Origin of the sequence: Moorena bouillonii PNG (assembly GCF_001942495.1) — a bacterium.
Taxonomy (GTDB): domain Bacteria; phylum Cyanobacteriota; class Cyanobacteriia; order Cyanobacteriales; family Coleofasciculaceae; genus Moorena; species Moorena bouillonii.
This window is the reverse complement of the sequence record NZ_MKZS01000001.1, coordinates 1-19005: the sequence shown is the minus strand read 5'-3', so window position 1 is coordinate 19005 and position 19005 is coordinate 1. Positions and strand designations below refer to the sequence as shown.

General features: G+C 42.7%; 16 protein-coding genes and 1 pseudogene. 3 read left to right on the top strand and 14 right to left on the bottom strand.

All coding sequences use genetic code 11. From position 1 onward, the window contains the following. Positions 1 to 11: 11 nt before the first annotated feature. From BJP37_RS00075 to BJP37_RS00045, 7 genes are all read right to left on the bottom strand, one after another. Positions 12 to 1058 (bottom strand): glycosyltransferase family 2 protein, encoded by a 1047-nt coding sequence (locus tag BJP37_RS00075; protein WP_499883178.1) that lies wholly within the window; start codon positions 1056 to 1058, stop codon positions 12 to 14. 130 nt (positions 1059 to 1188) lie between these two features. Next, positions 1189 to 3546, bottom strand: coding sequence for a lipopolysaccharide biosynthesis protein (locus BJP37_RS00070; RefSeq protein WP_075895528.1), 2358 nt, complete (start codon positions 3544 to 3546; stop codon positions 1189 to 1191). A 60-nt stretch (positions 3547 to 3606) separates the two neighbouring features. Beyond that, positions 3607 to 4590: a glycosyltransferase gene (locus tag BJP37_RS00065; RefSeq protein WP_075895526.1), complete on the bottom strand. Its 984-nt coding sequence runs from the start codon at positions 4588 to 4590 to the stop codon at positions 3607 to 3609. A gap of 78 nt (positions 4591 to 4668) precedes the next feature. Further along, positions 4669 to 5907 (bottom strand): O-antigen ligase family protein, encoded by a 1239-nt coding sequence (locus BJP37_RS00060; protein ID WP_075895524.1) that lies wholly within the window; start codon positions 5905 to 5907, stop codon positions 4669 to 4671. 75 nt (positions 5908 to 5982) lie between these two features. Next, positions 5983 to 7512, bottom strand: coding sequence for a GumC family protein (locus BJP37_RS00055; protein WP_075895522.1), 1530 nt, complete (start codon positions 7510 to 7512; stop codon positions 5983 to 5985). A gap of 266 nt (positions 7513 to 7778) precedes the next feature. Next, positions 7779 to 8840 carry a polysaccharide biosynthesis/export family protein gene (locus BJP37_RS00050; protein WP_075895520.1) on the bottom strand — a complete coding sequence of 354 codons (1062 nt, stop codon included), beginning with the start codon at positions 8838 to 8840 and terminating at the stop codon, positions 7779 to 7781. Between the two features lie 347 nt (positions 8841 to 9187). Then, positions 9188 to 10855, bottom strand: a complete 1668-nt coding sequence (locus BJP37_RS00045; RefSeq protein ID WP_075895518.1) for an alkaline phosphatase family protein — start codon at positions 10853 to 10855, stop codon at positions 9188 to 9190. 1332 nt (positions 10856 to 12187) lie between these two features. Between BJP37_RS00045 and BJP37_RS00040 the strand changes: the two genes are divergently transcribed. Continuing rightward, a complete protein-coding gene (locus BJP37_RS00040; RefSeq protein ID WP_075895516.1) occupies positions 12188 to 12955 on the top strand; it encodes a WecB/TagA/CpsF family glycosyltransferase in 768 nt (255 codons plus the stop codon). A gap of 76 nt (positions 12956 to 13031) precedes the next feature. Here BJP37_RS00040 and queF read toward each other — a convergent pair whose 3' ends face one another. The 3 genes from queF to BJP37_RS00025 form a co-directional block, all read right to left on the bottom strand. Next, positions 13032 to 13451, bottom strand: coding sequence for a preQ(1) synthase (queF, locus tag BJP37_RS00035; protein WP_075895514.1), 420 nt, complete (start codon positions 13449 to 13451; stop codon positions 13032 to 13034). Positions 13452 to 13465: 14 nt separating this feature from the next. Then, complete coding sequence (locus tag BJP37_RS00030) at positions 13466 to 13897, bottom strand: hypothetical protein (RefSeq protein ID WP_081431013.1); 432 nt, start codon at positions 13895 to 13897, stop codon at positions 13466 to 13468. Positions 13898 to 13973: 76 nt separating this feature from the next. Next, positions 13974 to 14342: a phasin-related domain-containing protein gene (locus tag BJP37_RS00025; protein ID WP_075895510.1), complete on the bottom strand. Its 369-nt coding sequence runs from the start codon at positions 14340 to 14342 to the stop codon at positions 13974 to 13976. Between the two features lie 164 nt (positions 14343 to 14506). Here BJP37_RS00025 and mnmA point away from each other — a divergent pair, with 164 nt between their 5' ends. Next, positions 14507 to 15595: a tRNA 2-thiouridine(34) synthase MnmA gene (gene mnmA, locus BJP37_RS00020; protein ID WP_075905600.1), complete on the top strand. Its 1089-nt coding sequence runs from the start codon at positions 14507 to 14509 to the stop codon at positions 15593 to 15595. Here the strand turns inward: mnmA and BJP37_RS35180 are convergent. The 4 genes and pseudogenes from BJP37_RS35180 to BJP37_RS00005 form a co-directional block, all read right to left on the bottom strand. Continuing rightward, complete coding sequence (locus BJP37_RS35180) at positions 15570 to 15797, bottom strand: hypothetical protein (protein ID WP_143727390.1); 228 nt, start codon at positions 15795 to 15797, stop codon at positions 15570 to 15572. The two genes, mnmA and BJP37_RS35180, sit on opposite strands and share 26 nt — an antisense overlap. A 53-nt stretch (positions 15798 to 15850) precedes the next feature. Beyond that, on the bottom strand, positions 15851 to 16090 hold the full coding sequence (locus BJP37_RS00015) for a 2Fe-2S iron-sulfur cluster-binding protein (protein ID WP_075895508.1): 240 nt from the start codon (positions 16088 to 16090) through the stop codon (positions 15851 to 15853). Positions 16091 to 16221: 131 nt separating this feature from the next. After that, positions 16222 to 17712 (bottom strand): cobyric acid synthase CobQ, encoded by a 1491-nt coding sequence (gene cobQ, locus BJP37_RS00010; RefSeq protein ID WP_075895506.1) that lies wholly within the window; start codon positions 17710 to 17712, stop codon positions 16222 to 16224. A 486-nt stretch (positions 17713 to 18198) separates the two neighbouring features. After that, positions 18199 to 18606, bottom strand: a pseudogene (locus tag BJP37_RS00005) (Npun_F0494 family protein); the annotation flags it as partial. Here BJP37_RS00005 and BJP37_RS35175 point away from each other — a divergent pair. Next, positions 18600 to 19005: hypothetical protein (locus BJP37_RS35175; RefSeq protein WP_143727389.1), on the top strand; the 406-nt coding region annotated here is incomplete at its 3' end. The pseudogene BJP37_RS00005 and the gene BJP37_RS35175 sit on opposite strands and share 7 nt — an antisense overlap.

Genomic DNA, 19005 nt, shown 5'->3' with positions numbered 1-19005 from the left:
GACTAAGACAATTATTGTCCAAGTTTGTCTTGTAAAATCTGACGTCTTTGGATCATTCCCACTACTTTGACAGCCAGAACTTCGAGGTAGTAATATAGGGGCTTAGGCAACAGCAAAAGTAAATAGGCAGCAGCCAAAGTCCGAAGGGTACGGCTTGGTTCTTCCAAGAGAAGACGCCAGTAAGTTGCCAAAGCACCATTAATTAGTTTGACAGACATTGGTCCATCTTTGAGACGTACTGCACTACGAGCAAAGTTTCGCAATCGATAGGCCAGGGCTAAATTTCCCCACTTCTCAATCAAGTCAGGAGCGTAGGAGCGAGTTTTTGCTAGTACTTGTTTCCAGGAATCTAACTGTTTGACTAAGTTCGCTGAAAGACTGGCTGAATTCACTCGATATAGGGTTAGTGCTTCAGGGATTCCCTCAATTTTCCAGTCTGTCTGAATCGCAATACGTAGCCAACATTCAATATCTTCAGCGCGGCGGAAGTTTTCATCAAAGTAAAAATCTTCTGTAGTGCCGTAAAGGTTATCTTGATACCTAATCGCTTCAAAGACTTCCCGTCGAATTACCGGAGCTGAACCATTACCAATAGGACTAGACCGGAATAAATCTGATCGGGTAATGTTCTTTAACTTAGGCATTAGATAAGTTTTCAATAAATTTCCCGATTCATCAATCAATGCAGAACGGCAAAAACTAACCCCTACCTCTGGAAATTTTTCTAAGTGTTCAATATGTCTTTCCAGTTTCTGAGGCAACCACAAGTCATCCCCATCTAAAAAGGCTAAATAATCTCCTTTGGCCTGGCGAATTCCTGTATTTCGCGCTCCAGCAAGTCCCCGATTAGTTTGATGAATAATCTTAATTCGATGATCCGAAAATTCTTGACAAATTTTTATACTACTGTCTGGGGATTCATCGTCAATAATGAGCACTTCAAAGTTGGTATAGGTCTGGTCGAGAACAGACTGCACCGCTGCTGCAATATAGTTTTCAACTCCGTAGACTGGAATAATGACAGAAACATGTTTCATTGTTTGGACACTGGTTTTCAAGAGAACTAGTTTTGATTTAAACGTTTTTTAAAAAATTAATCCTGAAATAGGTAAAATAGATAAATATATGAAACTGACAACTGACCACTAAAAATTACCTCGTGAGCACTATTATCCTCCCAGAAACTGATCACAATTTTCTGCCCAAGTTTACTAGACTGTCTGGCATTTGTGATCTGGTGGGTAAGGTAGGACCGGCTACCAATTGCAGTTGGGGATAATACATAATAGATGAGTCTGACTTAACTAGTTCCCATTGGCTTAAAACAGAGGAATAGACGGTTTGTGCAATGCGTAAATCTCGTTCTAGAATTTCCAGAGTCAAGGCATCTTGGGACATTTTGCTAAGTTTTACTTCAAGCTGAGAAATCTGAAACTCTAGATCCCTGGCCTTGTCCTCACTACCTTGTAGTTGTGGTTTAATATCATCCATTTCTAAGGGTGGATCATCTTGGAATAAGCTAGCTTGAGGCTGATGGTGAACAGGATTCATCACCTGAGTATTTGTACAATGACTATGATCAGACTGAGTCGGTACTAGCTCAGCTAGCAATTCAATCTTTTTGCGCCGTAATTCAATCTTTTTGCGCCGTAGTGCTTCTATTGTCTCTAAGAGCTGGTGTAAGGGCAATCCTATGTTCGCCGTTTTTTGAGCTAGGCGTTGCTGTGCTTTTTCTAGATCGTTTTCGGCTGACTTTATATAAACTGGGATAGTCTTTTGTTGTTGAGCAATTTCTTGCTTTCTGAGTTGTTCCAGTCTTTTGTTAAACGCCTGATTAATAGCGAAGGCTCTTCGTTGCGCTTCCTCAGGGGTGACTCCTGAAATTTCAAAAACCATCATTGTAGAGTTATCGATTAGTTGAATCGAAGGCTTATCTAAGCTATCTACAGATATATTTAGCTGCTTTGCCGCTTCTTCTAAAACCCCCACACTTTCAGCTATCAACTTCAGGTGTTTTCTGGGATCATCGAAGCGATCGCTTAACCCGGCACTGCTATTACTGTTATTACTGTTATTACTGTTATTACTGTTATTACTGTCAGGATCACGAAATTCAGAACCCTGAGTGTTAGGGAATGTCCCACTACTGGCTAATGATAATGTCCATTGGCTGACATAAAACTGATCAGTATCAGTCTCATCGTGAGATTGGAGTATAGTATGAGATTGGAGTACAGTATTCTCTAAGGCTACAGGAGAGGTTTCAGGTTTAGCAAAGACATACCTAGCAGACCAAACCACAAATAAGGGAATTAAAAGCGCATGAACCAGTAAAACCGATATAGCGACCGTGATGATTCCCCATTTCACTGCTATCAGTAGACTACAGGAAAATATCATGGTAAATAATACATTCCAGAGCAAGCCAATGTGCGGTTTTTCAATGGCTGCTAAAAGCTGAAATCCAGCAATATCAAAGGGTCTAGGAATTGCTGATAAGCAAACTAAAATGACGATGGGAACCACCATACTCCAGCCTTCCGTATGAATTTTTTCCCCAACCATAATCGGAATATAAAACGGAACTAGACTTGATTGTAAAGCAACAAAACCAACAATCACTCTTCCAATCGTCTTCAGACTGTTAAAGTATGTTTGCTTAAATTTCGATAAGTTTGTCCGTACTTCACATAGGGCAGGGTATAAAGCAGTAGTAATCGATTGGACGATAGTTAAGCTAATTCCCAAGCCAGCATTGTAAGCAAAGTAGTAAACACCTAATAGGTCAATTCCTATAAAGCGACCAATGATAAGATAGTCGAGAGTTTCCCTGAGAGTCTTTAAAAGTTCAATCCCCAGGAAATTGATTCCAAAGCGAAAAATCTTACCCCAGTATTTGGTTGTGAAAGAGCCAGTTCTCCGCCAGGGATGTTTGAACAGATAGGTAATGAATTCTATAGGGCTAGCTATTAGTATGGGAAGTACTATCGCCCACATTCCCATATGAAGAACAGCAAAGACAGCCGTTAAAATATTGGAGGTGGCATATCTGAGAGCTCGAGCGGTAGCCGTTATCTGAATTCGATTATCTCTTTGAATTAGTGCTGACTGTACTGCCCCTAAGGGAGCAATCAAAAAGTTAAATGCTAATAGACAAATGGGTAAAATAAGTTGGTTATCTTTATAAAACCACGCAACTGGAAAAGCAGCAAGGCACTGCATAACGAATAGACTTGCAAAAAGTACCCAATTTAACCAATAAGCACTATTACAAATGTCTTCCAGTTCATCGGCTTCCGCCTGTATAATTCTAGCATGAACACCGATCCGCGTTACTGTTTGTGAATATTCATAGGTCGTCAGAACCAGTGCAGCTAATCCAAAGTCATGGGGAGTTAAGAAGCGTGGCAAAATAAACGTTGCACCTAAGCGGGAAACCCGAATAAATGCCTGGGCCACTCCCATCCAACCAAGATTGCGAGTAAAAGTGCTTCTATTACCTAGTTTGTGCTTGATGCGACTCCCGATTGTTTTGACAATGTTCACAGTGGATCTCCCATCCTGCCATCCTTTTGATGATTGATATCTATCAAATTATAGTGGTAGTTAGTGCTCTGAAATCATCCGATTATCCACAGATACCATCGGCATTTTCTGGCCGATTAGTTTGATTAAATGTCCAGCTAATTTTTTAGGCATAATTTTGATTATTAATAGTTTTAAAATTAGACGGATAGTTTCCTTACTTAGCAAAAATTTGGGGTAAAGTTTTATGGAATAGCTAAGTTTTTGACTAGCTAGCTTTACTCCTTCATCATCAAAAGCATTAGCTATACACTGCTTAGCCAGATAACGATAGGCATTCGCTAAACTTTTATTTTTAAGAGACTTAAGTTCTGGTGGAGCTGCCTTGAATGCTCTTTCAATTACAATTAGGTTCGCCTTCTCCATCACATCCACTTTAGAGGTCATTGACTGGGAAGAGCGACGGTAGAGAATTTGGTATTTAGGAACCAGTACAAAAGGACATAAAGCTGCTAGCCTGAGGTAATAATCCCAATCTTCAACTGATTTTAGGCATGGGTCAAATTCTCCAGCGGCTTCAATATACTTCCGCTTTACCATGATATTGGAACCACTGGATATGAAGTTACGAATTAGTAATTCGGGATAAACATTACCCTCCCAATAAAGTGGTTGCCAAGCAAACAAAAATTTGCTATTCTCATCTATAAAGGCAGTCCAACTGTAAGCCACTCCAGCTTCAGGATTTTTTTGCAGTGCTGCTAACTGTAGCTCCAATTTATCGGGTTTCCATAAATCATCGGCATCTATAAACGTAATAAATTCGCCCCTAGAGCGACGAATGCCACGATTACGAGCCACTGGCAATCCGCCATTTTCATAGGAGAACACTTTCAATCGATCATCGTTGACTGTACTGATTACATCTAATGTACCATCAGTTGAGCCGTCATTAATAATAATTAACTCAAAATCTGAAAAGGTTTGTGCTTGAATCGATTGGATCGTTTCTAATATAGTTTTTTCTCCGTTATAAACTGGAACTATTACAGATATGGTGGGCATGGCGATTATCCTTTTTTTGTATATAATTATTGCATGGTAATTTACCACAAAAGGTCTCTAAAAACCCCTTGAGCATTTTTATTTTAGTCCCATCCCTACTACAACCAAACCAGGCCAGTAGAGGTAAGCTAATCCCTCTAGATTTTCCCCAAACGAGAACAGGATACAAACTAGTAGTATTGTTAGTGCTGTTGTGGCAACTTTACTCCTTTGAGCTTTAATTAAAAGCTCTATAAAAGTATAGACTATAGGGATAAATATTCCAATAAAACCGACGATTCCATGAGTATATAAAGCACCATACCAAGTGTGGTGACTCCCAATAGGCATACCAGCGACAACATCAGGGCCTTTACCCACTTTAATGGCATGACCCCAAATCGGTGCATCTTCTTCCCACTTACGGTGAGAAAGCCGAGCTAAGGCCGACCTAACCCGCGACGAAGCAGATCTTTGACCGGAAAAAGAGTCTTTCAAGTTTCTAGCTATCATTAGCAGTTGGGGACCAAATAGACCACCAATAAAACTCCCTATTCCTGCTGTAATTTGGATAGCGGGTTCGGTGAGATTTCCCAAAAATGTTACCAGTATTGGTATACCCACTAAGCAGATTATCCCCATCCGGGACACTGAACCCACAATTGCAGCAGCACAGCCAATCATACCAATAAAACGCCACTTTATGTCCGGGTCTCTACTACTCAGGAAAAAGTGTACGTTACAGGCAAATGCCAATGCTGGAGCCCAAGGCGCAAATAAGAAAAGGCGTGTTTCACCACTTTTTATCACGTAAGGACTTACGGCGTAGTAACGTTGACTGTTACCACCAATTTTTGCCATTAGGGTGCTAGTATACAAGGGCATCTCTAACCCAGTCAGACTTAACCCATAGGTAATTGGCACCAAGATCAGAGTTTGTAGGGAAAGGATAGAAATTGCTCTATAGATTATTTGTGGTCGGATGTTGAGGCAACCAATTAAAGGAAATAAGGCGAGAAGGGCCCAAGTTCTCAAAAAGGAGTTAATAAAAGATTTTATAGTTTTAACAGTTGAGAAACCCCAATCTAAATGACCCACAACTAAGGCTATGCCAATGACTGATATGCAAACAATCCAGACCCATACTCCAATGGGAATCCGAATCCTTTCTTCCGGTGGAGTATCTGATGTTTGCTGCCAAAGCTTTTTAATTAGATAAAAGGTTAGCAGCCAAGCTAGGGCTGGGGCAAAAACAAACTGTGCACCTAAAAAAAATAATAAGTAGGTGGATATTATATAATAGAAAACTACTTTTTCTTCAAAGTTTTGCGGTTTCATTAAAGGCTGCCTAATGGCTTAGGTTACTGGGGCCAGTCTATGATGTCTAGCTTGATAAAAAATGGATTAGTTGCATCAAAAATCTTTTCTTTGGTTCCCCATTGGCGATGTTAAGCTATTAGATGTTGTCAAGCTATTATTTGATGGTTGAGAACGTAAGGGTGGAACATCAGAGTTAAACGATTCTACTTTGTCGTAGATTGAGGGCTGTGATTTACCTTGCAAATGGGGACGTAACCAGAGTAAAAATAGTCCTGCACTAATTAACAATGAACCAGCTGTTGCACCAAGTAAAGCCGATGACTTTTTCGGTGCGATCGCGTCTGGGGGTAAGCTTGGTTCAGCTAGTAGCTGAACTTGAGGATAGGAAAGGGATTGGTTAAATCGACCAATCGCTGATTGAGTTAAGGTTGAAGCATAGATAGTTTCCGCAATGCGCATATTGCGTTCTAGGATCTCCATCCTCAAGGCATCCTGGCTCATTTGTCTGAGTTTGGCTTCCAGCTCAGCAATCTGGTTGCTTAATACCCACGCCCTAGCTTCCACACCCTCTTGCCGTGCTTGCACCTCAACAATTTGGCGCAGCAAATTTTCCCGGGAAGAACCAGTTTCAGGCCCAGAGTTAACACTGAGCTGGTCGATAATTGCCAAAGACATGGGGCGACCTAACAAAGATTGACTACGCTGTAGCAAAGCTGCTTTAGCACTTTCTTGCTTGCTCTTTTCGTCCACTACAGATGGATGCTTGGAACCGTATTTGGAACTCAAAACCGTCAGGGCTGCGGTAGCCTGACTGTATTCCCTTAGGGTTTGCTGAAATATCTGATCAGCCTTAAGTACAAAAGCATCAGCAGCTTGTCCAGACGATAACTTTAGATTAGCTGAGAGGTTGCTGAGATTGGCTTTTGCTTCTCGCCCTTGGGCCAACAAATCGATTTGTTGTTGTCGTAAACTTTCTATAGTGGATGATAGCTGGTTGACTTGTTCTTTAGAGTTCAATCCGGTTCTAGCTTTGTGTTCAGACAGGCTTCTCTGAATGTCTGCTAAATTTTTCTTAGCTGCCTGCAAATCAGCTTGAACTGGTAGCTGATTGTCTACTAATTCTTCTTGCCTAAGTTGTTCAAGTCTATCCTCGAAAGCCTGGTACATAGCAAAAGCTTTCTGTTGGGCTTCTTCAGCAGAGTCTCCTTTGATTTCAAAGGCCATCATAGTTGAATTGTCAACGATTTTGACCCTAGGCTTGCCCAACTCTTGAGGGGACATGTTCAGTACACTGGCAGCATTCTTCAGTACCGGCTTACTTTCCGCAATGAATTTCATCTTTTCCCTCGGGTCATGGGAGCGATCGCCAAATGGTGACCTAACATCTGAACTCGCTCCCCCTAATTGTGGGATATTAATTCTGGTGGATGAGCCATTGACAGGAAGTGATACTCTCCATGTACTGGTATAAGTTGGCTGAGCTGATTTCAAATAAAAAAATGTTAAGCCCCAAATTCCGGCATTAATAGATATCCCTAAACACAAGTAAAATAGCCAACGTAGAGGCATGAGATTTGATTTTTCATAGGGATATGGGGCTATAGTCTTATAATTAGTAGTCATTGGAGCATCTCACCTGGCAAATCCACATTTTTAGTTGTAAGTTGTAGTCTTAAGTTGTAGTCTTAAGTTGTAGTCTTAAGTTGTAGTCTTAAGTTATAATTTTTTATATTTTATATGATTAAAGACTTGGCAGATAGTTTTATAGCACTATCAAGCAATGGCTTAAACCCTTAGCCAATACACCCCTGATGAAGAGTCAGATCTCGTGAGCTTATAACTTGTGATAGATATATTAATTATAACATTTGAGCTATCCTAAATATGAATTAGGGTATAAATATGTCTTTAATAATCCGAATGGGATTGAAGATATCGCCAATAAAGTCAAAAACACTTTTGACATTAGTGACCGTTGAATCATAGCAAGCGACACTATCTCTTGGCATCAGCACTGGATTAACTTGCTCATCATTAGGTTTCTTCACCAAGTCCTCTACAGAACGTTCTATTGCCAGAGTTTCCCCAGTAGTACGGTCAGTTTGCAGTAACAGAGCACGGCGATCTGCATTTGTGCTTTCTGTACCTCCAACACAACTAGCAGCAATTACAGCTTGAGATAGACGGGAGCCATATTCAACTTCCTGGATTCTAAGCTCACGTCCATTATTGGGATTAGTCAAATTGGATAAAAACACAGGAATAGTTGAGGGAGTAAGCTGGGAAGGTCTGGCTAGATAATATTGAGGCAACTCCCGAGTAGGAACAATGATTTGGTCTCCAGCAATCAAGGGAATATCTTCTACTGGTGATCCGCTGAAGACACCAGATAAATCAATGACCTGTTCTTGTTCACCCCGAACCAAGCGCACCTGTTCAATGTTAGCATTTGGTTTGATGCCACCAGCCGTTAAAATAGCAAAGGTTAGGTAGCGTTCTGGAGGATAGTCTCCTGAGACAGTAGCAATCGATGCCGGTAAGTCTCGACCTTTAGAATCCGTATCATTAATCAAAACCCGACCAGGTTCAAAAACAGCTCCTCCGACAGTTACCTGAATTGGAGCCCACTCAAACAGTTGAATGCTGACTTTAAGGAAATCAGGCTGAAAAAAGCCCCCTTCTAGCAAAGCCTTGACTAGGTCTTCCTCGATTTCTGATACTTCTCGACCCGCTGCCGCTATAGGGTCTAGGTAGGGAAACTTGATGTAACCATCCAAATTAACTTCATAGGTGGCACTGAAGCGTTCAGCTTCCGGGATTTCTTCTTCGCCAGCCACAAAGAGTCTAAGGCGATCGCCAGGAGACAGTGGTAGAGCCCAACTGGGAACTGATACACCTATTGCTGCTACGGTAGTAATTAACCCTGCTATCCAAAACTTGAGAATGGACATTGAAGAATCTGTGGGTTTACAACTATTACTTAGTGCTATTACTTAGTGATAACACTTAGTGATAACACTTAGTATAGGGGGGTTTCTGTGACTGTTTGAGTGTTGAGTGACGATCAACACTCAACAAAAAACATTCAACAAAAAACACTTAATCACATTGCGACTAACTAAACTATGTAAGTAACTATAGCGTTTGTATATAGGTTGTAAACAGCCGTATTGCCGAAAAATGCAAGAGGCAAGAGCCATCGATCAAAGAGGGGCAAGAGCTCCGGAGTTTTATTGCAAAATCACAAAAGACCTTCTAGGTTTACATCTCAAATACAAACGCTATGGTTAAGTTTAAGTTAACCAACCACAACAGTTTCTTTAATTGCCGAGAGGGGCTTACCCTGAAAATAGTCAGGAATCGGCGCTCCCATCAAATTCAGAATAGTGGGGGCTAAATCTAGAGAATGACCAGCTGGTAAACTAGAACCTGGCTCAATATCTTGTCCTTGAATCACCAAAAAGCCATCAGAGCGGTGAGAACCAGTACGATTAAAGGGAACTGGACCAATGCGTCCAATATCGGGACTATCTACTACGTCAGTGGCATATTTTTCTTGCCAGATCACGACTAAGTCACCATCAGGTAATTTCGGACCAGTTTCAGTTGCCGATTGGCGGGTGCGGATAATTTCCTTCACCATTGGTTCCCCAGTGCGAGCATCTTTAAGCTGGTAAAGTTTTTGAGTCAATTCCTCACATACAGCATCGTACTGATCAGGGGGGACAATACCGTGAGGTTCCCTTCCCTGGAGATTAATCCTGATATATCCTTCCGAATAACTAGGCAGCGCGAATGCTTTCATCTGAGGCCAGCAGGGTTGGTACCACGATGGACTCTGGAAAAAGAATGGATCGGATTCTGCCTGCATCTTGAACGGAGAAATGAGATCTGGTCCAGGAGTGGAACCAAACAAGGGTGCGATAGGATTGAAAAGTTTGGTAGGGAGTTGACGTCTTAAAAAACCTTTGAGTGGATTCGATTCATGCTTGAGGCTCCACACTTTCCCCATCCAACCCTTTTTCGCCCTGGCATCATTGACTAGGGGTTCTGGGGGTTGACCATAGTTGCCACGACCAATGCCATATTTACCTGGGAAACTCCAGCGATAGAGAAATTCTGGCAGGAACAACATACTCGGTAGATCCATGACGTTAGACCCCATACCATGGGCAGCAAATACTACGACCTGGGCATTATCCGGGGCTTTGCTCAAAATTCCACCAATGGCTTCGTCAATAGCTTCAAAAATTTCTAACACGGGATCTCCAGGGCATTTAGCACCTACAGATGGGTAGAGAGGATGATCCGGCTGACTCAGGTGCCAGAAGTAATGCCCTGCAGTATGGGTTTCACCAAAGATTGTTAAGAAGAAATCCCACGGCATCTGCTCCAACAAGTCTTGACAAATGGCACCCCGGCGTGCGATACCAATCTCCAGTTGTTCCTGAAGACCCTTGAGTGCTGCCACATCCATAATACTGGCATGGTCTTTGCGTAAGACAGGATGCTCACCATGCTTATCAATCACATCCTGTAGCAAGGATTTGGGTATGGAATGACTTGGAGTCAGAGGAGAGTGAGCTCCCCAAGCGAGAACTTGCAACCCATTGACCTGATTGGACAGGGGAGCTTGAGGCATATCAAAGACTGCCACCCGATAGTCATCTCCCAAGGCATAGAAGGGTTGATACTCAGCAAAGTCGTAGGCTTGAATGTCTTCTACTTCGTAAGTGCCTTCCTTAATTTTCAGAGGTGCCCAGTATCCTGTTTGCTCAGGAGAACAACCAGTGAGGAATGTTGTCCACGGAGTCTCAGCCCGGTAGTATTCGTATGTCTTTAGACGTCCGTAAGATCCCTGTTCTCGTAAGCGACGCAGATTTTTCAGATGCCCTTGAGATATCCATTGCTCTATCAAGGCAGGGTCGGCAGCATCCAAGCCAATGGCAATTACTGGGTTTCTCATGGTTTTGGTTGGTAGATCTGTGGGTAATTTTCTGGTAGGTTAATTAGTGTGCCTAGTTTAGCTCAGCATCTAACCCTACAAATAACAATAGTCGGCTTCACACAGATGAAGGTTGAAGGATCGATGAATCTTAGAGTGGACTTTTATAAAGTTTCTGTAAAGACTACTGCTATCGATCACACTATGTAGTCTCATTGTATAAGTAGCAAAGAGTTGAGGCATTTGTTAGCTCGACTAATTCTCAGACTCTGCTGGTGAGCTACTACCTGCTAAAAAATCTTCTTAAAATAAGCCATAAACCTGATCAAGACTACCTGATCAAGACAACGACTCGTGATCAGTAAAAATTACCATCGTTAGCTCATTTATGTAGAGTCGATGAAGACTATTTAAAGATTTTATTAAGCTCAGAGAAAATACTAGCCGGGACTCGCCCATAGGCTATGATATTAATGGTAAAATTAACCATTAACCAACCATCAATTAACCATAAAGGAGGACTGGTGTAACCGTAAAAACCAGTAATTTTAATTAAAGTAAATCCCTAAAAAAAACAAATAAATAAAGCCTAAATAAAGCCTAAATAAAGCCTATAATAAGCTATCCTTATTAAGGATTATAGACAGGAATTGACTTGAGGTTTTTCAGCTATAAGCATCTAATCAGATCGGGATATCCGGATTTACATCGGGGTTGACTAGGAGGATGGAAAATTGAATTCATTCCCAGACAGCCTGATTGATTCAATCACAGTTGACTCTAATCTATAACGTTATAATTAGTCACCAATTCTAACCTCGATACGATCTAGATCACGCTGTGACAATTAGATGAAATATTTCGTTAAATAATTAACACTGTAATGATCGAAATTAATCGCTTATTAACACAATAAAGTAGAGCTTAATGCTAATGCCAAAATAGATTTATGTCAAATTTATGAGATAGTTGTTATAAAACCCTGGTGTAATCTACATCAAGGGATTACTGTTTTTTTGATTAGGGAATATCTATAGGTTCAGCTATCTATAAAACAGGTGCCCTTGACCCGTGGCGAATTTAATTACGGGTCAAGGGCACCTAAGGGTATTTACCAATTTTTCAGAGCTACTATAGTCAAATTTATAGTAAAATTACTAAAACTGTGATAATGTAATTTTATTCTTTCCCAAATAAAATCTTGCTCGAAACAGTATCAAGCTAACTTGGTTAGCCGATCGGTAAATGGCCAATTGACTGAGTTCGGCTCCAAGACTGAAGATTGTTGGGAAAAGCTTGGCTGTTTTTAGTGCTTATCCCTTAGCTAGGAGAGACATCGTAAAAAGGTTAAACATGAGAGAAATAGTCAAAATCCTAAACTTAGAGATTGATAATATCTCAAAGTCAGAGCTTTTAAAGCGGCTCGAGACCGGGGTGATTTTTACTCCCAATGTCGATCACTTAGTCAAGCTACAAAAAGACCCTGAATTCATGAAGGCATATCGAATTGCCGATTATAGATTATGTGATAGTAAAGTTGTGTATTATGCGTCAAGGTTTTTGGGGTCACCCATACAGGAGAAAATTTCTGGTTCTGACCTTTTTCCAGCTTTTTATAATTATCACAGAAACAATGAGACTATTAAAATATTTCTCTTAGGTGGACGAGAAGGAGTCGCTAAAAAAGCTCAAGAAAATGTCAATGCTAAAGTTGGCAGAGAAATGGTTATCGCTGCGCACTCCCCATCATTCGGATTTGATAAAAATGAAGCTGAATGCCAAGAAATCATAGAAATGGTTAACAACTCTGGAGCTACAGTACTAGCTGTGGGAGTTGGTGCGCCTAAACAAGAAAAGTGGATACACAAGTACAAAGATCAATTACCAAGCATTAAAATATTCATGGCAGTAGGTGCCACCCTTGATTTTGAAGCAGGAACCAAACCAAGGTCCCCTGTCTGGATGAGCGAGGTAGGCTTAGAATGGTTACACAGGCTAATATCTGAACCACGACGATTGTGGCGGCGATACCTGTTTGATGCTCCGGTCTTCCTTTGGTTAGTGTTGAAGCAAAAACTCAAGAGTTCTATGTTGCCGCCACCTAGGGTCAATCTGAATTGATCGCAAGTGCTATATTTTCCGTTTATATCGGAATTGTTTACTGGATCCTCAAGATTACCTATGACCTTTGTACCGATTACTTTTGGTGTCGCACTTCTACAACGGTGTGAACATTACCCCGTGGGTTAAAATCCCCCTTGATGGTGACATCTTCCGGGTTACAGGCGGCTACGAAGTCATCTAAAATTTGGTTGATACTCTCTTCATGGGAGATGTAGCGATCGCGGTATGTATTGATATACAACTTAAGGGCCTTTAGTTCTACCACCAGTTGATTGGGAACGTAGGTGATGTAAATCGTGGCAAAGTCCGGATAACCAGAAAACGGGCACTTGCAAGTAAATTCCGGTAAGGTGATGTTTATGTGATAGGGACGACCGATACGGGGATTGGGAAAGGTAATAAGTTTTGCTTGGGCAATCTCCTGTTCACCGTATTTAATCTGGGGTGTGTCTACTTCTGGTGATGCTTGTTCCTGGGTAAAGGAATTACTCATTGGTTTTGCTAGGATTAGAAACGATTTGAGGAATTTCTAGGATGGGATTCCCAGTCAGGACAATCTTCTGTGTCCCAACCATAGGGATGCATAGCGCAGACTAATAAATTTCCACCGTAGGCTTGACCGTGATAATGACGGCAACCTATGCAAGCGGGATGTTTCTGTGAGGATGGTGTCACGGAATCAGGAAAATCCTCGTCTGTTTCACTGACCATAACCTCAAAGTCAAAATAAATCTCAACAAACGGTTCAACAATCTCTTGCAAACACTGGTCAATTTCCGCACCAATGGCATTGTCTACCTCATTGGCAAACTCCTCAACTTCATTGGCAAACTCCTCAACCACCTCACTGACACCCTCGAAGAACTCATCGACCATATTAGCCACTGATTCCAGGGTTTCATAAATACTTTTAGACCAATCATCTTCCATAGTAGACATTTACTAAACAAACATCATGTGCTCAACCCCTAGGTTGTTCACAAATTAATTATAAGTGCTAAATAAGTGCTATAAGTTAGCGCTTTAGCCGACGCAATTCTTCTTGCATAGCTTGCACCTGCTGGCGTAGTTTGTCAACATCCTGCTCTTGGGGTGGTGCTGATTCTTCTTCCTCATCAGTAATAATCTCAATCCGGCGCGGCTCAGGTTTAGGATCATTAGGGTTAGCTTGAGAGGATTGCTGTTGCCCCTGTTGCACTAAATCTTCAACCAGTTTACGGGCTTCCTCGGTAGTCATCTCCCCTTTTTCTACCAGTTCATCTACCAGTTTCTGAGCTTGACCTCGCACTTCGGACAAGGTTCCCCCAGCTCTCTCCCCTGCTGCAGCAGCTATACCGACGCCTAGATAAAACGCTTTTTGAACCAAATTTCCAAAACCAGCCATGAACACTGATACTCCCAGAGTTATCCTAATACTCTATGATTCCAGGATAGGAGTGAAATCCCACTTTGCCCACTCGACTTAAGGTAGAAGGACTTAAGGGTCAGGAGGACTACAATAATACTATACAATGCAATACCTCCCTAAGGCAGAAATCTGTTGAGTTGATGAATAAAGTTGTCGTTGGCTTGTCTGGTGGGGTAGACAGTTCCGTAGCTGCCGCCACCCTCCATCACAAAGGATATGAAGTTGTAGGATTGACCCTTTGGTTAATGAAAGGGAAGGGTCAATGCTGCTCTGAGGGAATGGTCGATGCAGCGTTTATCTGTGAACAATTAGGGATTCCCCACCATATTGTGGACAGTCGCGATGTTTTTCAGGAAAACATTGTGGATTACTTAGTCTCGGGTTACCAATCTGGGATTACTCCACTTCCCTGTTCTCAGTGCAACAAGGCAGTGAAGTTTGGTCCGATGCTGACCTATGCCCATGAGACATTGGGGATTGATAAAATAGCCACAGGTCACTATGCCCGGATTACTTATGATGCCGAATGCGATCGCTATCAATTGCGGCGAGCACTAGACTTGACAAAAGACCAGTCATACTTCCTGTATGACTTGACTCAAGACCTGCTGGCGGCTTCCCTATTTCCTTTGGGAGAACTGAAGAAAACAGAAACGCGACGCCTGGCTGCTGAGTATAATCTCAAGACTGCTGATAAACCAGAAAGTCAGGACTTGTGTTTAATCGAATCCCACGGTTCCATGCAGAAGTTCCTGGACAAGTATATTTCCCAAACCACAGGTGACATCGTGGACTTGGATGGAAATGTGGTAGGGCAACATCAGGGAATTCACCACTACACCATTGGACAACGGAAAGGGCTAGGTATAGCTGCTCCCAATCCCTTGTATGTGATTGCCCTGGATGCAGCCAGGAATCGGGTAATTGTAGGGGAACGCCACCAAGCCACCCAACCTGAATGTACTGTTCATCGGGTCAATTGGGTATCGATTCAGGAACCTACTGTTCCCATTCGAGCTTCTGTGCAAGTTCGCTATCGCTCACCTGCTGTACCTGTGAATGTGATTCCTCTAGAAGGAAATCGGATCAAATTAGTGTTCGATGAACCACAATTCAGCATCACCCCAGGACAGGCTGCTGTTCTGTATGACGGGGAGCTGGTGCTTGGAGGTGGCATTATTGAGCAGTTACCAGAGAAAATTGCTAATGGCAAATTGGTTGAAGGTTGAAGGTTGGAGGTTGAACGCGATTGCGTGGCCTTTTGGCCAAGGTTGAACGCGATTGCGTGGCCTTTTGGCCAAGGTTGTTCACCCAAGGCGATTCGGTGTAGGGTAGGTTGAACGCGATTGCGTGGCCTTTTGGCCAAGGTTGTCGGTCAGAATGCAGAATGGTGAATTTAGAATGTAGAATTCCAAATTCACCATTCTGCATTCTAAATTCTAATAGTGACCTTGACCAAAGCCAATTGCCATGGTATTTATAGACTACCAATTGGTGTCAGAGTATAGATTAATCGTCAGCTGTTCATAACCTGCAGGTACAGCAGTGATACAAGAACAAACAGTCGGTCCATTTTCTATCTCTACCTCACAGGCATGACAAGAACCCATCAGGCAACCTGTGGCAATGAACACACCAGCACGTTCAGCCACCAAAAGGATGGTTTCTCCGACTTCGGCCTCAACTGTTACATCATCTGGTAGAAAGCGAACGCTCACACTCATGTTTGATTAGTCATTTAATTTATTTGTTTATTGTTAATTAGTTGAATTTTTAATTAATAATTTTACTTAACCATTTTCCATTCTCAATTTTACTTTTTACTTTTGACAATAATAATCTGATAGTTAACAGTCTAAGACCTTAAAATCGGGGTTAAATCAAGATGAGATTCGATAGTATCAGCCAGTGAATTCAAAAGCGCTTCTCGTTGTTCCCGATAGTTGACAACCCCAGTAGGGAGAGAAGGTAGCCCTCGTCTGGAGCGCAGTTGATTCAACCAGGAACGTCGCCAAGGACTATTGTCAAACATGCCATGGAGATAGCTGCCCCAAATTGATTGATTCACGTCAACAATGCCCAAACCATGGTCATCGAATAACGCTCGATAAGCAGATTTATTATCTCCCATCTCCGCCTCAAGCAGTCGCGAACGCCCCTGATGAATTTCGTAACCGGTAATGGGTAAGCCAACTTGGGGATAATTGGAGGTCACCATCCGCTGACGGGCAACTTTGCCACTGGTAATCAAGGTTTTTAAGGGCAACAAGCCTAATCCTGGATGACGTCCCTGTTTACCCTCTAATCCATCGGGATCAACTAGGGTTTTGCCTAGCATTTGGAATCCCCCACAAATTCCCAAAATTGTCCCACCTGAGGCAGCGTAGTTTTGAATTTGCTCAGCCATGCCACTTTTTTGGAGTACCATCATGTCCGCAATGGTAGTTTTTGTCCCTGGGAGAATCACTGCATCTGGATATCCCAAGGTTTCATTTGGTGACAGATATTTCAAAAAGACGCTGGGTTCAGCTTCGAGGGGGTCAAAATCAGTAAAGTTAGAAATTCGAGGTAAACGAATTACTACGATAGTGACTTCCTTATTGGACTTGTTCCTGGTGTTGCGATCTAGTAAGTCAAGGGAATCTTCAGCGGGAAACAGTATATCAATCCACGGAATAACTCCAACGACAGGAATACCAGTGCGTTCTTCTAACCATTTTATCCCGGGGTCCAAAAGCGATCGCTGACCCCTAAACTTATTAATCACGACACCTTTAATCAAAGCTCTCTCCTCTGGTTCGAGGAGTTCGAGAGTACCGATTACCTGAGCAAAAGACCCTCCACGGTCAATATCTACCACCAGCAAGGTGGGAGCTTTGAGGTACCGCGCCACTCGCATATTGGTCAAGTCGCGGTGCTTGATATTAATTTCTACTGGGCTACCAGCTCCCTCGCACACGACTAAATCAAACTCATTGGTTAAACGTCGCAGTGATTCTTCAATCACCTGCCAACCCTTATCAAAGTACTTTTCGTAGTACTCCCCAGCACTAACCTTCCCTACGGCTTTACCCATAAGAATGACCTGGGAGGTCATGTCACCTTGGGGTTTAAGTAAAATTGGGTTCATTTCCACACAGGGAATGACACCCGCAGCCCAAGCTTGTACTGCTTGGGCATGTCCAATTTCTCCGCCATTAGGTGTCACATAGGCATTTAGAGCCATGTTCTGACCCTTAAAGGGACAGACACGCCAGCCTTGTCGCGAAAGAAGGCGACATAGAGCTGTGCTTATCAAGGATTTTCCTGCGTGGGATGTAGTACCCACCACCATAATCGCTTTCATAATTCAGGGTTAGGGGGTCAGAACTAGCCTAGATGAAATAAATTTATATATCACCCTGTCACCAACTTGATTTAAACCGACAATCTTAGCTTCAACCGCGAGAAGCATCACATCTCAATGCTACGCCATGAGTGCTTGAAGTTACCGCAATCAGAGGGTCGCCTTACTACAAAGAGATTTAACCCTTAACTCACAGACTGCCAACTATAAAGGCGACCCTCTGATCAGGTTTCATCTCCTAGATGAAACCTGATCAGAGTTTTTAACAAGTAGGGAACTCAAAATCGTTTATATCGTTTATAATGAAAGTAGTAGGGTCAATCAAATTAAGAGCTAACCGCCACCTACTTGCCTAAAAAATAGAACTTATTGTATTGTTCCGGTGCGGAGGGGCATCCCGTATCGTCAATAAAGCTTACCGAGTATCCTAAGCAATGGCTGGAGTTGGTAAGAAGCCCACACTGTAATCTTTGATTCAGTGTGGGAGTATGTCACCCAGCGATTCAAGGTATGATGGAGTCGATCTGATAGTGAGGGTGGAGGTAAGGTTTCTCCAAGCCGTTCCCACTTTTCTAACAACTGACGACCCAAAGGTGTCAATCGAAAACTATCCGTAATTCCCTGACCGTCTACTTCTCGACGTAATACACCCACTTGAATCAACCACATTAAATCATTTTCTACTGCCAATTCCGACCTAGGCCGCGTTGTGTAGTTTCTCTTGACTCCTTCAAGACCTACTATAGATAAGAGTGGAACACTGCTAGAACCCATCGCTGCCAATAGAGGCATCCGGAATGGCAAACAGCGCATTGCTTGCTCTGCACGCTTAGTAGTTCGGTCAGGATATTGAATCGCCTGGCTACCTTGAGACTGAATTGAAGTTCTTGCCACAGTTACTAAATCTTAGAACTATACTGACCGCCGATTATTTCTATATTAAGGGTTTTTTGACATTAGAGGCCAACCTCTGGTGGTTTACTCTAGAAATTTTTGGTAAGCATATGCGCTACTTGAGGTGCGGTCAGCGGTCAGCGGTCAGCGGTCAGCGGTCAGCGGTCAGCCGTCAGCCGTGGGCTTTTGGCCCACGCTGCTTGAGGTGCTTTGTGGCACAGGCTTTGGCCACGCTACGCGAATGGCCACGCTACGCGAATGGCCACGCTACGCGAATGGCCACGCTACGCGAATGGCCACGCTACGCGAATGGCCACGCTACGCGAATGGCCACGCTACGCGAATGGCCACGCTACGCGAATGGCCACGCTACGCGAATGGCCACGCTACGCGAATGGC

Excerpts from the sequence above, each read along its gene's own strand:
- BJP37_RS00015 (WP_075895508.1), bottom strand. The coding sequence starts at position 16,090 with ATGAGTGTGAGCGTTCGCTTTCTACCAGATGATGTAACAGTTGAGGCC.
- BJP37_RS00025 (WP_075895510.1), bottom strand. The coding sequence starts at position 14,342 with ATGGCTGGTTTTGGAAATTTGGTTCAAAAAGCGTTTTATCTAGGCGTC.
- BJP37_RS00040 (WP_075895516.1), top strand. The coding sequence starts at position 12,188 with ATGAGAGAAATAGTCAAAATCCTAAACTTAGAGATTGATAATATCTCA.
- BJP37_RS00030 (WP_081431013.1), bottom strand. The coding sequence starts at position 13,897 with ATGTCTACTATGGAAGATGATTGGTCTAAAAGTATTTATGAAACCCTG.
- BJP37_RS00065 (WP_075895526.1), bottom strand. The coding sequence starts at position 4,590 with ATGCCCACCATATCTGTAATAGTTCCAGTTTATAACGGAGAAAAAACT.
- BJP37_RS00060 (WP_075895524.1), bottom strand. The coding sequence starts at position 5,907 with ATGAAACCGCAAAACTTTGAAGAAAAAGTAGTTTTCTATTATATAATA.
- BJP37_RS00055 (WP_075895522.1), bottom strand. The coding sequence starts at position 7,512 with ATGACTACTAATTATAAGACTATAGCCCCATATCCCTATGAAAAATCA.
- BJP37_RS35180 (WP_143727390.1), bottom strand. The coding sequence starts at position 15,797 with ATGCAGAATGGTGAATTTGGAATTCTACATTCTAAATTCACCATTCTG.
- BJP37_RS00045 (WP_075895518.1), bottom strand. The coding sequence starts at position 10,855 with ATGAGAAACCCAGTAATTGCCATTGGCTTGGATGCTGCCGACCCTGCC.
- mnmA (WP_075905600.1), top strand. The coding sequence starts at position 14,507 with ATGAATAAAGTTGTCGTTGGCTTGTCTGGTGGGGTAGACAGTTCCGTA.
- cobQ (WP_075895506.1), bottom strand. The coding sequence starts at position 17,712 with ATGAAAGCGATTATGGTGGTGGGTACTACATCCCACGCAGGAAAATCC.
- BJP37_RS00050 (WP_075895520.1), bottom strand. The coding sequence starts at position 8,840 with ATGTCCATTCTCAAGTTTTGGATAGCAGGGTTAATTACTACCGTAGCA.
- queF (WP_075895514.1), bottom strand. The coding sequence starts at position 13,451 with ATGAGTAATTCCTTTACCCAGGAACAAGCATCACCAGAAGTAGACACA.